The sequence below is a fragment of the Neorhizobium sp. DAR64872/K0K18 genome (genome assembly GCF_050500175.1).
In the GTDB taxonomy this organism is placed as follows: Bacteria; Pseudomonadota; Alphaproteobacteria; order Rhizobiales; family Rhizobiaceae; genus Neorhizobium; species Neorhizobium soli.
In genome coordinates this window covers 275,150-292,560 of sequence record NZ_CP191446.1, presented here as the reverse complement: position 1 = coordinate 292,560, position 17,411 = coordinate 275,150, and the positions used below count along the sequence as shown (strand labels likewise).

The window sequence follows — 17,411 nt, the reverse complement described above, 5'->3', positions numbered from 1 at the left end:
GCGCTCAGCCAGCCGCAGGGAGGAGGCCTTTAGACAGGGCCTCCTTCACCGCGAGTTCCGCCATGGCGAGCGTTGCTTCGCGGGTTCTGGCGGCGGCGATAAAGCGGCCGTTGTGGCAGAACGTGGCGCCTTCGACGCCGGATGCGGCTTCCAGATCTGCATTGGTGAGGCCGGCCCATGCGGCGGGGAGATCGGCGCGCAGTTCGAAACCGTCATCGGCACGGCGGATGCCGGTGACGCACCAGTCCTTGTCGCGCGGGTGGACGACGAAGAGAAGCTGATCGGCGCCAGCCTTCAGGATGGCGGGGCGGAACGGCATGCCCATCGGCAATTCGAGAATGCGCCCCTCGCCGGCCTTGGCAATGGCGTCCAGAACCAGCGTCTCTGCCCGCAGCTTTGCGGCGCGCTGGGAAATACCGGCTTCGACAAAGGCGCGGGCAATGACAAGCGCTGCATGGAAGGCGCGATCATCGGCGCCTTCGTCCTTTTCGTCAAAGGCGGGCTTCAGGGTTTCGAGAAGCGACGGCAGTGTCAGGCCGGCCATCGGACCTGCGGCCGAGGGGCTGAGCGCGCCATTGTCCATGAGGTCGATCGGCAGCACGAACTTGGTGTCGAAGGCTGCGTGCACCGCCTCGACATGGGCTTCCGGTACGCCGAAGGCGAGCAGGTAATCGCGGCCGTAGTGCTTCCAGATCAGGCCGAAGGAACTGAACGGCGCGCCGTCATCTCGCAAGGGCGCACCGCGCTGGTGATGATCGAAAATCTGCGCCTGCGCGTCGAAGGAGCCGCCGACGTCGTAGATGATGCGGTCGCCACCCGGCGTGATCCATTCGGGAGCCCGGCTGCGGACGATGCGTGCATCGGGGAACAGCCGCGTCAGGATGACACTGGACAGGAGTTCGTCGGCATGGAAGCCACCGGAATGGGTGACGAGATAATCTGGAGTCATGCCGCGATCAGCCTTTTCTTTCAATGGAAAGAATCAGATAGCCGGAGCGGAGGGCCTTCTCAAGCGCTGAGGTGTGGTTTCAGGAGAATGCGTCAGGAAATTGCAGTGATTTCGAGTTCATGACCGTTTACAGTCACGACATCGCCGACCGACTTGCCCAGAAGCGCACTTGCAACGGGAGAAACGTAGGAGATCGAACCTTCCTTCGGATCGGCCTCATCCTCGCCGACGATGCGATAAGCCTGCTCGCGGCCGTCGTCACGGCTGAAGCGCACCGTGTTGCCGAAGGCGACGACTTCAGTCGAAACCGGTGCAGGCACTAGCTGAGCGCTGTGCAGCCTCTCGGCGAAGTAGCGGAGGTCGCGCGCGGGACCTGCGGCCTGGCGGCGGCGCTCGTTGACGTCCTCAACCGTGTTGGCCGCGTCAAAAGCCTCCTTTGCGGTACGAAGCTGCGCCTCTAGCGCCTTCAGGCCGGCCTCGGTGACGAGGTTGGGATGCGACGAGACGGGCCTGTCCGGCAGCTGGGTTTCCGCTGCGGTTTCGGCACTTTCTTCCTTCACGAAGGCGACGCTCACGTGCGTGTTCCTTTCAACTGAGATGCGGCCTTACTTGGCCGCAAGTTGCTTCTTCAACGCATATAGGGCGTCGAGCGCATCGCGTGGGCTCATTTCGTCCGGATTGATGGCTTTCAGCGTTTCCTCGACCTTTGACGGACCGCGCTTCATCTCATCTTTTCTCACCGCCACCTGGAACAGCGGCAGATCGTCGATGAGCTGGCTTGCGGGGTTCTTGCGATCGCTGTCCTCAAGCTTGGTCAGCACATCTCGGGCACGGGCGACGACGCTGTCGGGCAGGCCGGCAAGCCGTGCGACCTGGATACCGTAGGAGCGATCGGCAGCACCTGGGCCCACTTCATGCAAAAAGATGACCTCGCCATCCCATTCCTTGACCTTCATCGTGGCATTGGAAAGGCGGTTGAGCTTTTCCGAGAGCACGGTGAGTTCGTGGAAATGGGTGGCGAACAGCCCACGGCAGCGGTTGCTTTCGTGCAGGTGCTCGACTGCGGCCCAGGCAATCGACAGGCCGTCGAAGGTTGCCGTGCCACGGCCGATCTCATCCAGGATGACCAGCGAACGGTCCGTCGCCTGGTTGAGGATCGCTGCCGTCTCGACCATTTCGACCATGAAGGTGGAACGGCCGCGGGCAAGATCGTCGGAGGCTCCGACGCGGGAAAACAGGCGGTCGACGATGCCGATATGGGCGGACGCGGCAGGAACGAAGGACCCCATCTGAGCGAGGATGGCAATCAGCGCGTTCTGGCGCAGAAACGTCGATTTACCGCCCATGTTGGGGCCGGTCAGAAGCCAGAGGGCACCGAACTCGTCGGTTCCGGCGGGCGAGAGATCGCATTCGTTGGCGATGAACGGGCCTGATGACTGACGGCGCAGGGCCTGCTCGACGACCGGATGGCGGCCGCCTTCGATCGCGAACATGCGCGACGCATCGACCGCCGGGCGGCGGTAGTCCCACTCCTCGGCAAGCATCGCAAGGCCGGCTGCAACATCCACGATGGCAAGCGCGCGGGCGCCGGCCTTGATGGCTTCGGCTTCGGCGGTCACGGCCTCGACCATGAGACGGAAGGCTTCGAGCTCGATCGTCAGCGCCCGGTCGGCGGCGTTGGCGATGCGGCTTTCGAGATCGGCCAGCTCTGTTGTGGTGAAGCGCATCGCATTCGCCATGGTCTGGCGGTGGATGAAGCGCGCCTTGGCTTCCGGTGTATCGGTCATCGGGCCGGCATTTCCGGCGGTCACTTCGATAAAGTAGCCAAGCACGTTGTTGTGCTTGATCTTGAGCGACTTGATACCGGTCTCTTCGGCATATTGCAGCTGCAGCCCGGCGATGACCTTGCGCGACTGATCGCGCAGTGCGCGGACCTCGTCCAGTTCGGCACGTGCACCATCCGCAAGAAAGCCGCCATCGCGCTTGAGGAGCGGAAGGTCTTGCGCAAGCGTGGTGCCAAGCAGGGTTTCGAGTTCCGCCGGCAGCATCTTCAGATCATCGAGCGCCTCCGACAGTTCCTGCGGCAGCATGGCGCCACTGAGGAAGCTGGCAACGCCACGCGCCGCTTCGAGACCGGCGAGGATCGCACCGAGATCACGCGGGCCGCCGCGATCGAGCGCCAGACGTGACAGGGCGCGCGGCATATCGGGCACGTGTTTCAGCGAGGAGCGCAGATCCGAACACAGGCCAGGCTCGTCCCTGAGGAAGGAGACGGAATCGAGCCTTCGGTTGATGCGGTCGGGATCCGTCAGCGGCGACATCAGCCGTTCGGCCAGAAGCCTTGCACCGCCGCCGGTGACGGTTCGGTCGATCGCTTTCAGGAGCGTGCCTTCGCGCTCGCCTGACAAGGTTTTCGTCAGTTCCAGATTGCCGCGGGTGGCGGGATCGATGAACAGGGTGGAGGCACCGCTTTCGCGCTCCGGTCGGCCGAGCGGCGGGCGCTCCGCCATCTGGGTCTTTTCCACATAGGCGATGGCAGCTGCAGCCGCTGCCATTTCAGCGCGCGAAAACGTGCCGAAGCCATCCAGCGTGCCGACGCCGAAATAGCGCGCGATGCGGCCTTCCGACGTGGCGCTGTCGAACAGGACCGAAGGCTGCGGCACAGCGACGCGGCCAAGCACGTCGAAGACCGGCTTCAGCTCCGCATCGTGGAACATCGTATCCGGCATGATCAGTTCGCGCGGCTCGATCCGCAGGATGTCGGCGAGCAGGCGCGACGGCTCGGTTTCCGCCAACCGGAATACGCCGGTGGAGATATCGATCCAGGCAAGCGCCATCAGCGGTTCGGCAGCACCCTTGATGCGGGCAAGCGTCATCAGGTAGTTGGATTCCGAGGCGACGAGCAGTTTCTCTTCGGTGATCGTGCCGGGCGTGACGAGCCGCACGACATCGCGTTTGACGACCGATTTGGAGCCGCGTTTCTTCGCTTCCGCCGGATCTTCCACCTGTTCGCAAACGGCGACGCGAAAGCCGAGCATGATCAGCCGCTGCAGATAGTCATCCGCTGCATGAACAGGCACGCCGCACATCGGAATGTCCTGTCCCATATGCTGGCCGCGCCTCGTCAGCGTGATGCCGAGCGCGCGCGAGGCATCGATCGCATCCTCGAAGAACAGCTCGTAAAAATCGCCCATCCGATAGAACAGCAGCGATCCGGGATTGTTGGCCTTGATCTCGATGAACTGTTCCATCATCGGCGTTGCCGACGCGCGGCTTTCCTCCGAAGCCAGCTGGTCGGTCGTCAGGGCATCGAGCGTAGGTCTTTGAAAATGGGTCACGGCACCAATGTTTGTTGCGCAGATTTATTGTTGCGTCTGGAAAGAGGCGACACTATCGGTGATGACCCTTGAATTACAACATCCCCCGCGACCTCGAGGGGCGCTGCCCACAAAAAGCTGGAGAGGCCAATGCCCGCAAACGACAAGACGCCGGAAAAGAACACGCGCAACAGAGCGTCGGTGACCGAGCAGGAAGCGCTTGATTTCCACTCGCAGGGCCGTCCCGGCAAGCTCGAGATCACCCCGACAAAGCCGATGGCGACGCAGCGCGACCTCTCGCTGGCCTATTCGCCGGGTGTCGCCGTGCCGGTTCTGGCGATCGCCGCCGACCCTTCCAAGGCCTATGACTACACGACGCGCGGCAACATGGTGGCCGTGATTTCCAACGGCACGGCAATCCTTGGCCTCGGCAATCTCGGTGCACTGGCATCCAAGCCGGTCATGGAAGGCAAGTCCGTCCTGTTCAAGCGGTTTGCCGATGTGGACAGTATCGATCTCGAGGTCGATACGGAAAATGTCGACGAGTTCATCAACTGCGTGCGCTATCTCGGCCCATCCTTCGGCGGCATCAATCTCGAGGATATCAAGGCGCCGGAATGCTTCATCATCGAGAGCCGTCTGCGCGAACTGATGGACATCCCGGTTTTCCATGACGACCAGCACGGCACAGCGATCATCGCCGCCGCTGGTCTCATCAACGCGCTGGAACTGACCGGCCGCGACCTCAAGACGACGAAGCTGGTGTGCAATGGCGCGGGTGCTGCCGCGATCGCCTGTATCGAACTGATCAAGGCGATGGGCTTCAACCCTGCCAACATCATCCTCTGCGACACCAAGGGCGTGATCTACCAGGGCCGTACCGAGGGTATGAACCAGTGGAAGAGCGCGCATGCCGTCAAGTCCGACAGCCGCACGCTGGAAGAGGCGATGAAGGGTGCCGACGTGGTGTTCGGTCTTTCCCAGAAGGGTGCGTTTACCGAAGCGATGATCCGCTCGATGGCGGACAAGCCGATCATCTTCGCGATGGCCAATCCCGATCCGGAAATCACGCCGGAAGAAGTGGCGCGCATCCGCGACGACGCGATCATGGCAACCGGCCGCTCGGACTATCCGAACCAGGTCAACAACGTGCTGGGCTTCCCCTACATCTTCCGCGGGGCGCTCGATGTGCGAGCCCGCCAGATCAACGATGCGATGAAGATTGCCGCAGCACAGGCTCTGGCCGATCTTGCCCGCGAGGACGTGCCTGATGACGTGGCTGCCGCCTACCAGGGCAACCGGCCGCGTTTCGGGCCGCAATACATCATTCCCGTGCCGTTCGATCCGCGGCTGATCTCGGCCATTCCCGTCGCCGTTGCCAGAGCTGCAATGGAAAGCGGAGCAGCGCGTCGCGACATCACCGACCTTGACGCCTATGGTCGCGAGCTTTCCGCCCGCCGCGACCCGATCGCTGCAACGACGCAAGGTATCTACGACCGGGTTCGCCGCTTCCCCAAGCGCGTGGTGTTTGCCGAAGCCGAAGAAGAGCAGGTCATGCGGGCCGCGATCTCGTTCTGCAGCCAGGGTCTCGGCACCGCCATCCTGCTCGGCCGCGACGATGTGATCCGCGAGACGGCGGAAAAGGCCGGTATCGACCTCGAACGCCCCGGCATCGAGATCATCAACGCGCGCATTTCCAAGCGCGTCGATACCTATATCGACTTCCTCTACGCCCGCCTGCAGCGCCAGGGACTGCTTCTGCGTGACGTGCAGCGGCTGATCCACCACGACCGCAACCATTTTGCCGCGACCATGGTGGCCGTGGGCGATGCGGATGCAATGGTAACCGGCACGACGCGCAACTATGCGACCGCTCTTTCCGACGTGCGCCGCTGCATCGACGACAAGCCCGGACACAAGGTGATCGGCGTGTCGATCGTTGTGGCCCGCGGCCGGACGATCTTCGTGGCGGATACCGCCGTGCACGACATGCCGACTGCCGAGCAGATCGCCGACATCGCCGTGGAAGCCGCACGCGTCGCCAAGCGCATGGGCTACGAGCCCCGCGTGGCGCTGCTTGCCTATTCCACCTTCGGCCAGCCAATCGGCGAGCGCTCCGAGCGTGTCCGCGAGGCGGTGAAGATCCTCGACGGGCGCCGGGTGGATTTCGAGTATGACGGCGAGATGGGTGCCGATGTGGCGCTCAATGCCAGCCGCATGGAGCAGTATCCGTTCTGCCGCCTCTCGGGCACCGCCAACGTGCTTGTCATGCCGGCCATTCATTCGGCCTCGATCGCCACCCGCATGCTGCAGGAGATCGGCGCATCGACGCTGATCGGGCCGCTTCTGGTCGGTTTGGATAAATCGGTGCAGATCACCCAGATGGGCGCCAAGGACTCCGAAATCGTCAACATGGCGGCGATTGCGGCCTATAACGCGGGGTCCTGAGAGACCCCGCGCCGACGCTTTTGTTGAAAGCTTCAGCCGATCGGATTAGGGTGTTTCATCTGGTCCGATCGGAGTTCCCGTTTCATGAAGACCGTCAGCATTCAGGAAGCCGAAGAAAACCTGTCGCAGCTTGTCGATGAAGCCGCGAACGGGGAACCGTTCGTGATCGCCAGGGCGGGCAAGCCGCTGGTGACGGTGGTTGCTGTCGATGAGGCGGCCGCACAGGAGGTGACCGGGCCCAGGAAACGGCGGATCGGCTTTTTGAAAGGTCAGTTCTTCATTCCGGAAGACATGGATAAGGCGCTGGACAAAGAGATCGAGGATCTGTTCTACGGCGCTCGCGATTGAGGCTGTTGCCGGATTCCCATCTTCTGATCTGGCTTGTCGCCGCGTCCGAACGCTTGCCATCCTCGGTGCACGACATGGTGGGTCGCTACTGCGGACCGACCAGGCTCCAAATCTAGAGCGCTCTAGTTCGCGAAGCGACCGGCGTCGGCGCCGAAGTAGTTGATGTAGCGGCCGGAGATCGATGCGATCGGTAGCACGATCAGCACATCCGTGGTGTTGAAAGCCTGATCGACGACGGCTCCCATTCCGATCATAGCGCCGAGGCGAAGGTAGCCCTTGACCAGCGGTGGCATGGCGGAAAGCGCCTGGCGCGGATTGATCGCCTCGGCCGGCATCAGATCCATGTTGCGATTGAGATCAGGCAATGCGTGGACCATCCACTCGTCCTTCACCAGCGCATTGTGATGGAGGAAGGACAGCGCCAGCGCGTGTTCTTCCGGACGCACGCCGGGGAAAGAGGCGCAGCCGAACATGGCATTGACACCATGCTTCAGCGCATAGGCCCAGTTGCCCTGCCAGAGCAGTTCGACGGTGCGTTTGGTGCGGTAGTCGGGCAGCACGCAGGAGCGGCCGAGTTCCATGAACTGCTTGTCAGGATGGCGGGCGAGAAGTGGCGCGATATCGAACTCGGACGTCGAATAAAACCCGCCATTCGCCTCAGCGACGCTCTGGCGCAGAAGCCGGTAGGTTCCGACAATCTGGTCTTCGATTTCACCGTCTATCGCGTTGTCGACGACAAGCAGATGGTCGCAGATCGCATCGTAGCTATCGATATCCCGTCGAAGCCGCATCGCCTCGGGCTCGATCGTGGCGCCCATCTCCTCGACGAAGACGCGGTAGCGCACGGCCTGGGCGGCATCGATTTCGCGCAGGTTGCGGGCAAGCCTTGTTTCGAGCGTACCGATGCGGCCGAACACATCGCTACCAACGCGGCTATTTGCCGGATCAGCAGCCGGGGCCTGCTTTGTCTCAGAGGTCAATGTGCGGTTCAGGAGTTCGATAGCCATGGTGATTCTTCCCGTACCGGTTGGATCACCCGCGTTTAAACATGCATCTGCAACAAGAGCGTGACAGATATCGTCACAATAGAAAGTGGTGCAAGGCCCGTCAACGCGACTGTCAAGACTTGCTGGAAGCCTGCGCAAAAAGGCGCAATTCCTCAATCAGAACAGCCGGATCGAGCGGCTTCTGAAGTACTTTGCAGGCGCCCTGATCGATGACTTTGCGCCGCGCCTCGCCGCGGCTTTCGGCTGTCAGCACCATGACGGGGACCGGCTGCAGCGCGGTTCTGGAGGCGGCAGAGATGAGATCCATGATGTTGCCGCCGGGCATATGCATGTCGCAGAGAACGACATCCGGGCGGTTTTCGCCAAGGGCTTCGATGAGACTTCCGAAATCCTCCACGGAACGAACCGTGTGCCCTGCCTTGCGCAGAACCGCGGCGACCAGAAGCGCACTGACGGGATCGTCTTCTCCGAGAAGAATATCGAGGGCCGGACCGGCTTCCCGCTTGCGATCGACCGAGTTTGAATTTTCAGGAGCCGGCACGTCCATTACCGGGCGGTCGCGGGCGCCAAAACCACGCATGCGGCCACTGAGGACATCGACCAGCGATTTTTCGCGCAGCGGCCGGATCAGCCAGGCATCGAAATATTCCTGGGGTTGCGACGCCCTTTCCTCCGGATTGACCAGTAGAATACGGTGCAGCGGCGCGTGCGACGGTTCCCACGCGTAGTCGGAGGCCAGTCGGTGATCGACGATGAGATCGGTATAGGGCGAGCCTGTCGCTTTGGCCCGATCGATCAACAGCTGCACCTGGGCGGGATCGGACACATGCCTCCCACGGCCGCCGAGTGTTTCGATGCTGGAAACGGTCGCAAAGGCGGCCGGACCATCTGGCGCGAGCAGAAGCACGCGAGAGCCAAACAGCGAGCGGTTGCGAACGGCAGCACCGGCCGGCGCATCCTCGGCAAGACGCATGGGATAGCGGATGGTGAAGACGCTGCCATTGCCCTTGCGGCTGGAGACCGACAGCGAGCCGCCGAATTCGGCCAGGATGCGCGAGGCGATGCCGAGGCCGAGACCTGTGCCGCCGCTGCGCGTTTCCGCTGATCCTGCCTGTTCGAACGCACCGAAGATCCGGGTCTGCTCTTCCTCGGTCATGCCCGGGCCGGTATCGGCAACAGAAATCGCCACGGTCTCGTTCTCGATGAAGGCTCGAACCAGCACGCCGCCTGTGGTCGTGAACTTGACGGCGTTGCCGATGACGTTGAACAGAACCTGGCGAATGCGGGCAGGATCGAAGTCGAGAAGCTCCGGCACGGCGGCGGATACGGTGGCGGCGATCTCGATCCGTTTGCCATGGGCGCGGGGCGCGAGCATTTCCACGACACCTTCGATCAGCTGGCGCAGATCCGCTGCACGGTTGTTGAGACGGAACCGGCCGGCCTCCATCGTGGAATGATCCAGCAGATCTTCGACCAGTTGAGCTAGGGCGTAGCCGGACTGGCGGATACCGCTCAAGTAATTCTGCTGCTCCGCCGTCAGCTTCGTCTGACCCAAGAGGTGGGTCATCCCAAGAATGCCGTTCAGTGGCGTTCGTAGCTCATGGACGACGTTGGCGATCTGCGGAGAGCCCGAGACGTCGGCAGCAATGGCCTGTGGGCGGCGCCATTTGAGGATTTTTGTGAAGAGTGCGCGAAGAGCGCCTGGATGTCTCTGGACGTTCGCCGCGACCGGCTGCTCCGGCGTGCGGGGCACTCCATTCCATGCGGCGTCGTCAGACCCGTCCTTCGGCGCGAGCGACGTGAAGGCCTGTGAGATACGGTTCTGTATTTCGGCGATGTCGCGCATACGGAAAGATTACCCGAGGTTTCCTTCCGAAGTCTTAGATCAATCCGGTAAAATTATGCCAATCGCTCGATTTCACAATTATCCGTCGAGCAAAATTACTTCTGCTCGTCTACGGATGCCGCCGCTTTGGGACCGAACAGCTCGTCGACAATGACGAGACCTGCACCGACGCTGATAAAACTGTCCGCGAGATTGAACACGGCAAACGACCAGGTGGCGGTGTGAAACAGGATGTAATCCACCACGTGCCCGTAAACGATGCCATCGATCAGATTGCCGATCGCACCGGCGATGATCATCGCATAGCCGAGATGGGCAAAGGGCCGGTCCTTGGGCGTGCGGCGCCAGAGCCACAGCACGAAGGCGACGATGACGAGGCGCATGCCGATGATGAATTCGCGCTCCATGCCGGACAGAAGCGAGAAGGCTACGCCCATATTATAGGTGCGGTAGAGCGCCAGAAACGGAATGACCGGCACCATCTGCTCGAGCGGCAGCGAATTTTCGACGGCGATCTTGATCGCCTGGTCGAGCAGCACGGCGATGATGATGAAGATGACCGCACTGATGGGTCGCGACAGGAGACCAACGCGAGCGGTCATTATTTATCCTCCAGCGTCAGCAGATGGCGGCGGGCTTCAAACAGCATGACGGCCGTCGCGACCGCGAGATTGAGCGAGTCCGCCCTGCCCTGTTGCGGAATTTTGACCGTGCGATCGGCGGCGCGCGCAAGGCTGTCTGGCAGCCCGGACTGCTCGTTGCCCATCAGGAGAACGACCGGTTTGCGGGTATAGTCCGCAGTGCGATAATCCACGGCGCCGGCCAGATGGGTGGCGACGACGCTGACGCCCGCTCCCTTTTGCCAGTTCAGGAATTCTTCCGCCGAGCAGCGGATGACCGGCATCGCAAAAATCGAGCCCATCGTGGCGCGTACGGTTTCCAGCGAAAACGGGTCGGTGCTTTCGCCGACCAGAAGAACGGCGGAGGCGCCAGCGGCATCGGCCGTGCGGATGATCGTGCCGAGATTGCCCGGATCGCGGACGCGGTCGAGCGCGACGAATGTCTGCTCAGCCTGAGGCTTCAGATCGGCAAGCCGTGCCCAGCGCTGCTCGAAAATACCGACCACCATCTGCGGATTGTCGCGGCGCGTGATCGACGACAGGACCTTTTCGCTGACCTCGAGAACGAGGCCGCCATCAGCAACGGTCTTTGCCGCAACCTGTTCGACCAGCGGCTTGGCCTTGGCAGCCTTGGCATAGACGAGCGTGCGGATTGTCCAGCCGAGTTCCAGCGCATCGATGACCAGTTTCAGCCCCTCCGCCATGAAGGCACCGGCTTCTTCCCGGTGCTTCTTGTCGGTGAGAAGCTTGATGTCCTTGATGATGGGGTTGGCGAGCGAGGTGACTTCCTTCACCTGCCCGACGCGCCGTGGCCCGTTTCTGTGAAAATTATCGCTCATGCGGGTACCCAACGGCTGAAAAGAGAGGTGGAAAGCGCGCGGCCATGGACTTTGCCGTCGAGGCCCGCTTCCCGGATGACGAGTTCGCCCGATTCTACCACGCCATCTGCGCCGCGCATGGTTTCGCGCATCAGTTCATGGATGGAATAGAAGCTGGCGCGGATCGAATAGGCGGTCAGTACCAGGCCGACAGCCTTGGGCGACAGGAGCTGCCGGCAGACATCGAGCATCAGCGGCAAATGATCGAACAGATGCCAGACCTCGCCATTCGGACCGCGGCCGAATTTCGGCGGATCGGTGAGGATGATGTCGTAGGTGTTGCCGCGGCGTTCCTCGCGCAGGATGAACTTCATCGCGTCTTCGCAGATCCAGCGGATCGGTGCCTTTTCCAGACGCGACAAGGACTGGTTTTCGCGACCCCAGCCGATCGCCTTTTTCGACGCATCGACATGGGTGACTTCGGCACCGGCGGCTGCCGCCACGAGCGAGGCGACGCCGGTATAGCCGAACAGGTTGAGGACTTTCAGGGTGCGCCCGGCCTTGGCGGCCTCCTCGACGCGTTCCTTCATCCACTCCCAATGGACGATCTGTTCCGGGAAGACGCCGACATGGCGAAAGGCGGTAAAGCGGCCGTGGAAATCGATGCCGAGAAGGGCGAGCGGCCAGGTTTCTCCAAGCGTCTGCGCCGGAAAGCGCCAGCGGCCCATGCCGTCTTCATCCGTATCGCCGGTAAAGATCGCGTCGGCATTTTCCCAGATATCGTCGGCAAGCGTCGGCTGCCACAGGGCCTGGGCTTCCGGGCGCACGACGCGGTAATCGCCGTATTGCTCAAGCTTCAGGCCGCGGCCGGTGTCGATCAGGTGGAAATCGCCGGCGCCGGACGATTCCAGAATGATCGGCACGCGTTCGGCTGGCAGATCGCCGCTGCGGGCAAGAAGCGGACGCGTTTCGACCGGTACGTGCGGTTGTGCCTGTGGTCTGTCAGGACGGCGCGACTGGGTGGTTTGGGCTTCGGCCCGACCTTCCGAGCGCGCAGCCTGGGGGCCGGTCGACCTGGTGCGGGTTGCGGCAACGGCCGGACGGCTGCCCGCTTCGCTGCGGCGCTTGTCCGGGCTTTTGGCAGGCGACTTAGGCGCGCCCTTGGCTGCTGGCTTCTCCGGGCGCTTGCCGGTCGGCCGCCTTTCCTTGTTCATCACTGCGATCATCCGCTCGGGTTCTTGTCTTTCGCAGCAGATAGCATCTGTGCCGCGTTCTTCAAAGCCGGCAATAGCGTCAGATCTGTTTTCGCTCGCTTCGACGCCTATCTAATCAGCGAAACGGGAGATCGAGATGGATATCGAAGGGCAGGAACGGATCGCGGCGCCGCGGGATATCGTGTGGCGCGCGCTGAACGATGCCGAAACCATCCGCCAGTGCATTCCCGGTTGCGAGCGGCTGGAGTGGATTTCGGACAACGAACTTGCCGCCAGCATCAAGGTTCGCTTCAGCCTGATCTCGCTTGGCCTTGCCGGCACGATCACGCTTTCGAACATCAGGGCGGGAGAAAGCTACACGATCTCCGCCGAGGGTCAGGGAAGCGTTGCGGGATTTGCCAAGGGCGCGGCCGATGTACGGCTTGAGGCCGACGGGACTGAGACCGTGCTGCATTATATCGCGCGGGCGCAAACCGGAGGGCGTATCTCGCAGCTTGGTTCCAAGCTCGTGCGGTCGACAACCGAGAAGCTGGCAGCAAAGTTCTTTGCGGACTTCAACGCAGCGGTCATCGCCAAGACGGCGGAGGCCAGAACCGAGGGGCTCTGACCGCGGGTCGTTATCTGGCTGGAAGCGCGGCGTTGCTGGCCGGGGCGGGAACAATGGCCTGGTTGGCCGGAACGACTGACGGCGACGGCTTGACCGCGGCAGTGTTCTCCTTTTGCAGACGGACGGCCTCGCGAGCTTCAATCCGGGCCTGTCTGCGATGCTTGCCCTGGCTCCACCAGGTCACGAACGAGCCAAGCGCCATGCCGAACAGGAGCGCCAGCAGTACCAGCAGGAACAGCGGTGCCGTCAGCGACAGGACGCTGTCTTCCGGACGGAAGGGATTGAGTGCGAGCGTGACGCTTTGACGGTTGGCGACGGCCAGAACGATCAAAACGATGCCGAGGGGCACGAAGATCACGAGGCTCACGATCCTCTTGAACTTGGTCATGGTTTTCTCCCGGCAAGTGACAATCAAACGATGGATCGCCGGTCATCGCTGCCGGCGTCTAGTGCAGAATAGAGGGCGGCGTCATGCTTTCAAGTGTGATGCCCGACCTTCGACGCGATCAATCGTCCTCGTCGGCAAGATCCGGGTTGAGGCGCTCGCGCAATTCCTTGCCCGTTTTGAAGAACGGCACCCATTTTTCCTCGACAAAGACGCTTTCGCCTGTGCGCGGATTGCGGCCGGAGCGCGACGGACGGTTCTTTACCGAAAACGCGCCGAAGCCACGCAGCTCGACCCGGTTACCTCCGGCGAGAGCATCAGTGATCTCGTCGAGGACCGCATTGACGATATTCTCGACGTCACGATGGTAGAGATGCGGATTGCGCGCTGCAACGATCTGCACCAGTTCAGATTTGATCACTTCTGCCCCCTGAAAAAAGTTAGGTGCCCCCTGAAAAAATTAGGCTTTCAGTCGCTTCCAACCTGCCAAACGGAAACCAGACCGTCAAGGAACAACTTGTCGGAGCCGAAGATCCGAAGCGCTGCCGGGGAAAGCTGGTCGCCCAGTCCGGTCATGCGGAAAAACTGCGACACGGCACTGGCGAACCAGAATGAGGACGAGGACTTGCCGTCCTTCCATTCCACTTCTGGCAGGCTTTTGGCCACACCGCGGGTCTCCAGATAGGCGCGGACCTCGTCTTCGCCGCCGAGTTCATCGACCAGCTTGACGGCAAGCGCCTGACGGCCTGTGAAGATCGTACCGTCAGCGAGTTTCAGAACCTCATCGCGCGGCATGTTGCGGCGATCGGCCACGAGATCGACGAACCAAGCGTAGCTGTCCATCACCATATTGCGGATCATCGTCTTGGCTTCTTCGCTGGCAGGATGGAAGGGCGATGGCTCGGCCTTCAGCGGCGCCGACTTGATCTCCTCCAGCGACACGCCGATCTTTTTCAGCGCTTCATCGACCTGAGGGTACTGAAAGATGACGCCGATCGAGCCGGTGATGGAGCTTTCGCCGGCGACGATATGATCGCCAGCAGATGCAATCATGTAGCCGGCGGATGCGGCAAGGGTGCGGACCTGCGAGACGACGGGCTTGGTTTGCGCGATATGGCGGATGGCCTTGAAGATGCGCTCGCCGCCATAGGTCGTTCCGCCCGGAGAATTGATCGAGACGATGAGCGCCTTCGCCTGGCTGCTTTCGGCGATCTTCTCCAATCGCTCCAGCAATTCCCTGTCGTCAAGGATCATGCCTGAGATATCGACGCGGGCGACGTGCGCGACCGCGGAGTTGCCACTGGCGCCGACCGTGACCCGATACAGCGCGAAACCGATGCCGACGAGAAACACGAGGGCCGCAACCCGCCAGAAACTCAGTTTCCGACGCAACTGGCGCCGTTCAGCAATCCCCATCTGATCCATTCTCAATCCTCATAGCGAGCCAGCCCAAATAGGGTCCGGCTTTTTGTTTCAAGCGGGCATATCACGTTTTTATGTTGTCCATTATTGTTTGTTGAACGATAAAAACCATATTGAGGCCGCAGGTGAACAACTAGCGCCGCTTACGTCGATCTCAACGCAGGCGGCCCAGTCATCTTTACGACAAATCTTGCCGGAAAGGACCGGACGAGCAGAATGCTGCAGCATATCCGCAACCCAGCCCTGGCCGGCGCTTCCCGTGCGATCGGGCAGTCGCCCGACGATATCTATCAGTCGGCACTTGCCCATTCCGCAAGGGTGCGCAAGCTCAAGATATTCCTGCCGATCAGTGCAGCCATCATCTCCGCCGCCTTTATCGGGGTGGCGATCGTGCGCGCCTATCTGCCGGAAAACCTGTCGATCGAAAGCGCGCGCATCGAAAATGGCAAGATCGTCATGGAACGGCCTGCGATTTCCGGCCGCAACAGCGACGGCATCAGCTATTCGATGATTGCCAACCGTGCATTGCAGGATATCCAGAACCCGAACATGATCAGCCTCGAAAACGTCAAGGCCGCCGTGCCGATCAATGACGAGGTCGTTGCGCGTGTAACGGCCGCCGGTGCCGATTTCGATCGTGGCGCCGACAAGCTGGATCTGACCAAACCATTCGACGTTAATTTATCCAACGGGATTACTGCGCGCTTCCAATCCGCCCGCCTCGATATACCGGGTGGATTGATGGATACGCCGGACCCGGTCAAAATCTCCATGGACGCGGGTTCCATTGTTGCGAACTCCCTGAAGATAACGGATAAGGGACACACAATCACCCTGATCGGCAAGGTTCAGGTCGACCTCGACCCTGCCCGCATCCGCAACCAAGGCAAATAGGGCACGGCCGCAATGACGAATCGACTCTTTCGTATCTCTTCCGCCGTGATGGCCACCGGACTCGTGTTCGGCCTTGCCTTCAGCGCGACCGCCCAGACCACCAGCAGCAAGATGGAAGGCTTGAAGCTTTCCAACGATGCGCCGATCCAGATCCAGAGCGACCAGCTGGAAATCAAGGATCAGGAAAAACGTGCCTTCTTCACCGGCAATGTGCAGGTGGTGCAGGGTACGACCACGATGAAGGCCGGCAAGATGACCGTGCTTTACAAAGGTGAAGGCGCTTCGGTGACCTCCGGCAGCACCGACATCGACAAGATCTTTCTCGACGACACCGTTTTCCTCACCTCGGGCACTCAGCAGGCGACCGCCGAAAAGGGCGAGTTCGACATGACCTCGCAGACCTTCGTGCTTTCCGGCAAGCAAGTGGTGCTTTCCGAAGGCGCCAACGTGTTTCGCGGCTGCAAGCTGACCGTGCAGATGGCGACCGGACAGGCGAAGCTCGATTCCTGCGGTGGCCGCGTGGAAATTATGCTCGACCCGAAGTCGCGGCCTAAGCAATAGAAATCCAAGCCCTTGAAAATACCTTTCCTCTCCAACCGGTCTGCCGACCGGTCGCCCGTGACCGAACCTTTCATTGCACGCGACAAGGCGCGCTATGAGGGTACGCTGGTGGCGCATGGTCTTTCCAAGACCTATGACACGCGGCGCGTGGTGAACGGCGTATCGCTGGTCGTTCGCAAGGGCGAGGCTGTCGGCCTGCTCGGACCGAACGGCGCCGGCAAGACGACGTGTTTCTACATGATCACCGGGCTTGTGCCTGTCGATGAGGGCATGATTGCCATCAATGGCAACGAGGTGACGCATATGCCGATGTATCGGCGCGCGCGTCTCGGCGTCGGCTACCTGCCCCAGGAAGCCTCGATCTTTCGCGGACTGTCCGTCGAAGACAACATTCGCGCCGTTCTGGAAGTGCACGAACCGAACCGCGACAAGCGCGAAGCGAAGCTCGACGAGTTGCTGGAAGAATTCCACATCAGCCAGTTGCGCAAGTCCGCGGCTGTCGCGTTGTCGGGTGGCGAACGGCGTCGCCTCGAGATCGCCCGCGCGCTGGCGACCGACCCTGCCTTCATGCTGTTGGACGAGCCGTTTGCCGGTGTCGACCCGATTTCCGTTTCCGACATCCAGAACCTGGTTCGCCACTTGACGGCGCGCGGTATCGGGGTACTGATAACGGATCACAACGTCCGCGAAACGCTTGGTCTCATCGATCGCGCCTACATTATTCACGCAGGCGAAGTCCTGACGCATGGCAGGGCCGACGATATCGTCAACAATCCGGATGTTCGTCGTCTTTACCTTGGCGACAAGTTCAGCCTCTGAGGCCAGAAAGAATCTACTTTCCCGCTTCGTGCCGCTTGACCAAATCTATCAAAAAAGCAATTCTTGTGCCAGTTGAAGGATGGCACCGATAATCTCGGTGTCTTCCTCTCGACTATCGTGCGATGACCGCATGATTTTAAGGAGATCACGGGAGTT

The 17,411-nt window shown here is 61.4% G+C and carries 17 protein-coding genes; 6 read left to right on the top strand and 11 right to left on the bottom strand.

What is annotated here, in order from left to right:
* Window positions 1-4 precede the first annotated feature (4 nt).
* From ACQY1P_RS06885 to mutS, 3 genes are all read right to left on the bottom strand, one after another.
* Window positions 5-949: an MYG1 family protein gene (locus ACQY1P_RS06885; protein WP_092664109.1), complete on the bottom strand. Its 945-nt coding sequence runs from the start codon at window positions 947-949 to the stop codon at window positions 5-7.
* A 92-nt stretch (window positions 950-1,041) separates the two neighbouring features.
* Window positions 1,042-1,524 carry a transcription elongation factor GreA gene (gene greA / locus ACQY1P_RS06880; RefSeq protein WP_092663754.1) on the bottom strand — a complete coding sequence of 161 codons (483 nt, stop codon included), beginning with the start codon at window positions 1,522-1,524 and terminating at the stop codon, window positions 1,042-1,044.
* A gap of 30 nt (window positions 1,525-1,554) precedes the next feature.
* Window positions 1,555-4,203 carry a DNA mismatch repair protein MutS gene (mutS, locus tag ACQY1P_RS06875; protein WP_430256670.1) on the bottom strand — a complete coding sequence of 883 codons (2,649 nt, stop codon included), beginning with the start codon at window positions 4,201-4,203 and terminating at the stop codon, window positions 1,555-1,557.
* Between the two features lie 213 nt (window positions 4,204-4,416).
* Here mutS and ACQY1P_RS06870 point away from each other — a divergent pair, with 213 nt between their 5' ends.
* Both ACQY1P_RS06870 and ACQY1P_RS06865 read left to right on the top strand, forming a co-directional pair.
* Window positions 4,417-6,714 (top strand): NADP-dependent malic enzyme, encoded by a 2,298-nt coding sequence (locus tag ACQY1P_RS06870; protein WP_209902960.1) that lies wholly within the window; start codon window positions 4,417-4,419, stop codon window positions 6,712-6,714.
* 84 nt (window positions 6,715-6,798) lie between these two features.
* Window positions 6,799-7,062 carry a type II toxin-antitoxin system Phd/YefM family antitoxin gene (locus ACQY1P_RS06865; protein WP_174195513.1) on the top strand — a complete coding sequence of 88 codons (264 nt, stop codon included), beginning with the start codon at window positions 6,799-6,801 and terminating at the stop codon, window positions 7,060-7,062.
* 122 nt (window positions 7,063-7,184) lie between these two features.
* Here ACQY1P_RS06865 and ACQY1P_RS06860 read toward each other — a convergent pair whose 3' ends face one another.
* The 5 genes from ACQY1P_RS06860 to ACQY1P_RS06840 form a co-directional block, all read right to left on the bottom strand.
* Entirely contained in the window at window positions 7,185-8,069 is an 885-nt protein-coding gene (locus ACQY1P_RS06860) for a GNAT family N-acetyltransferase (protein WP_113109391.1), read from the bottom strand.
* 112 nt (window positions 8,070-8,181) lie between these two features.
* Window positions 8,182-9,915, bottom strand: coding sequence for an ATP-binding protein (locus ACQY1P_RS06855; RefSeq protein WP_325263905.1), 1,734 nt, complete (start codon window positions 9,913-9,915; stop codon window positions 8,182-8,184).
* Window positions 9,916-10,010: 95 nt separating this feature from the next.
* Window positions 10,011-10,517, bottom strand: a complete 507-nt coding sequence (gene lspA / locus ACQY1P_RS06850; protein ID WP_062578843.1) for a signal peptidase II — start codon at window positions 10,515-10,517, stop codon at window positions 10,011-10,013.
* Window positions 10,517-11,374: a TrmH family RNA methyltransferase gene (locus ACQY1P_RS06845; protein ID WP_092663760.1), complete on the bottom strand. Its 858-nt coding sequence runs from the start codon at window positions 11,372-11,374 to the stop codon at window positions 10,517-10,519. The genes lspA and ACQY1P_RS06845 overlap by 1 nt, the downstream gene beginning before the upstream one ends.
* On the bottom strand, window positions 11,371-12,570 hold the full coding sequence (locus tag ACQY1P_RS06840) for a class I SAM-dependent methyltransferase (RefSeq protein ID WP_371816129.1): 1,200 nt from the start codon (window positions 12,568-12,570) through the stop codon (window positions 11,371-11,373). Before ACQY1P_RS06840 ends, ACQY1P_RS06845 begins: the two co-directional genes overlap by 4 nt.
* A 133-nt stretch (window positions 12,571-12,703) precedes the next feature.
* Between ACQY1P_RS06840 and ACQY1P_RS06835 the strand changes: the two genes are divergently transcribed.
* On the top strand, window positions 12,704-13,174 hold the full coding sequence (locus tag ACQY1P_RS06835) for a CoxG family protein (RefSeq protein ID WP_113166972.1): 471 nt from the start codon (window positions 12,704-12,706) through the stop codon (window positions 13,172-13,174).
* Window positions 13,175-13,184: 10 nt separating this feature from the next.
* Here the strand turns inward: ACQY1P_RS06835 and ACQY1P_RS06830 are convergent, their stop codons facing one another.
* The 3 genes from ACQY1P_RS06830 to sppA form a co-directional block, all read right to left on the bottom strand.
* Window positions 13,185-13,562, bottom strand: a complete 378-nt coding sequence (locus ACQY1P_RS06830; protein ID WP_062454022.1) for a lipopolysaccharide assembly protein LapA domain-containing protein — start codon at window positions 13,560-13,562, stop codon at window positions 13,185-13,187.
* Window positions 13,563-13,680: 118 nt separating this feature from the next.
* Entirely contained in the window at window positions 13,681-13,980 is a 300-nt protein-coding gene (locus ACQY1P_RS06825; protein ID WP_062454023.1) for an integration host factor subunit beta, read from the bottom strand.
* Window positions 13,981-14,027: 47 nt separating this feature from the next.
* Entirely contained in the window at window positions 14,028-14,984 is a 957-nt protein-coding gene (gene sppA, locus ACQY1P_RS06820; protein WP_092663766.1) for a signal peptide peptidase SppA, read from the bottom strand.
* 213 nt (window positions 14,985-15,197) lie between these two features.
* Here sppA and lptC point away from each other — a divergent pair, with 213 nt between their 5' ends.
* From lptC to lptB, 3 genes are read left to right on the top strand one after another with little or no spacing between them, the layout of a single operon-like run.
* Window positions 15,198-15,875 (top strand): LPS export ABC transporter periplasmic protein LptC, encoded by a 678-nt coding sequence (gene lptC / locus ACQY1P_RS06815; protein WP_062578831.1) that lies wholly within the window; start codon window positions 15,198-15,200, stop codon window positions 15,873-15,875.
* Window positions 15,876-15,887: 12 nt separating this feature from the next.
* Window positions 15,888-16,436 carry an LptA/OstA family protein gene (locus tag ACQY1P_RS06810; protein WP_062454026.1) on the top strand — a complete coding sequence of 183 codons (549 nt, stop codon included), beginning with the start codon at window positions 15,888-15,890 and terminating at the stop codon, window positions 16,434-16,436.
* An 18-nt stretch (window positions 16,437-16,454) separates the two neighbouring features.
* Complete coding sequence (lptB, locus tag ACQY1P_RS06805) at window positions 16,455-17,255, top strand: LPS export ABC transporter ATP-binding protein (protein WP_371816128.1); 801 nt, start codon at window positions 16,455-16,457, stop codon at window positions 17,253-17,255.
* Window positions 17,256-17,411 lie beyond the last annotated feature (156 nt).

What these genes read in the sequence shown, in the direction of transcription:
- ACQY1P_RS06810 (WP_062454026.1), top strand. Translation starts at nt 15,888, where the DNA reads ATGACGAATCGACTCTTTCGTATCTCTTCCGCCGTGATGGCCACCGGA.
- ACQY1P_RS06830 (WP_062454022.1), bottom strand. Translation starts at nt 13,562, where the DNA reads ATGACCAAGTTCAAGAGGATCGTGAGCCTCGTGATCTTCGTGCCCCTC.
- lptC (WP_062578831.1), top strand. Translation starts at nt 15,198, where the DNA reads ATGCTGCAGCATATCCGCAACCCAGCCCTGGCCGGCGCTTCCCGTGCG.
- ACQY1P_RS06870 (WP_209902960.1), top strand. Translation starts at nt 4,417, where the DNA reads ATGCCCGCAAACGACAAGACGCCGGAAAAGAACACGCGCAACAGAGCG.
- mutS (WP_430256670.1), bottom strand. Translation starts at nt 4,203, where the DNA reads ATGATGGAACAGTTCATCGAGATCAAGGCCAACAATCCCGGATCGCTG.
- ACQY1P_RS06865 (WP_174195513.1), top strand. Translation starts at nt 6,799, where the DNA reads ATGAAGACCGTCAGCATTCAGGAAGCCGAAGAAAACCTGTCGCAGCTT.
- lspA (WP_062578843.1), bottom strand. Translation starts at nt 10,517, where the DNA reads ATGACCGCTCGCGTTGGTCTCCTGTCGCGACCCATCAGTGCGGTCATC.
- ACQY1P_RS06845 (WP_092663760.1), bottom strand. Translation starts at nt 11,374, where the DNA reads ATGAGCGATAATTTTCACAGAAACGGGCCACGGCGCGTCGGGCAGGTG.
- ACQY1P_RS06860 (WP_113109391.1), bottom strand. Translation starts at nt 8,069, where the DNA reads ATGGCTATCGAACTCCTGAACCGCACATTGACCTCTGAGACAAAGCAG.
- ACQY1P_RS06835 (WP_113166972.1), top strand. Translation starts at nt 12,704, where the DNA reads ATGGATATCGAAGGGCAGGAACGGATCGCGGCGCCGCGGGATATCGTG.
- ACQY1P_RS06855 (WP_325263905.1), bottom strand. Translation starts at nt 9,915, where the DNA reads ATGCGCGACATCGCCGAAATACAGAACCGTATCTCACAGGCCTTCACG.
- ACQY1P_RS06885 (WP_092664109.1), bottom strand. Translation starts at nt 949, where the DNA reads ATGACTCCAGATTATCTCGTCACCCATTCCGGTGGCTTCCATGCCGAC.
- sppA (WP_092663766.1), bottom strand. Translation starts at nt 14,984, where the DNA reads ATGGATCAGATGGGGATTGCTGAACGGCGCCAGTTGCGTCGGAAACTG.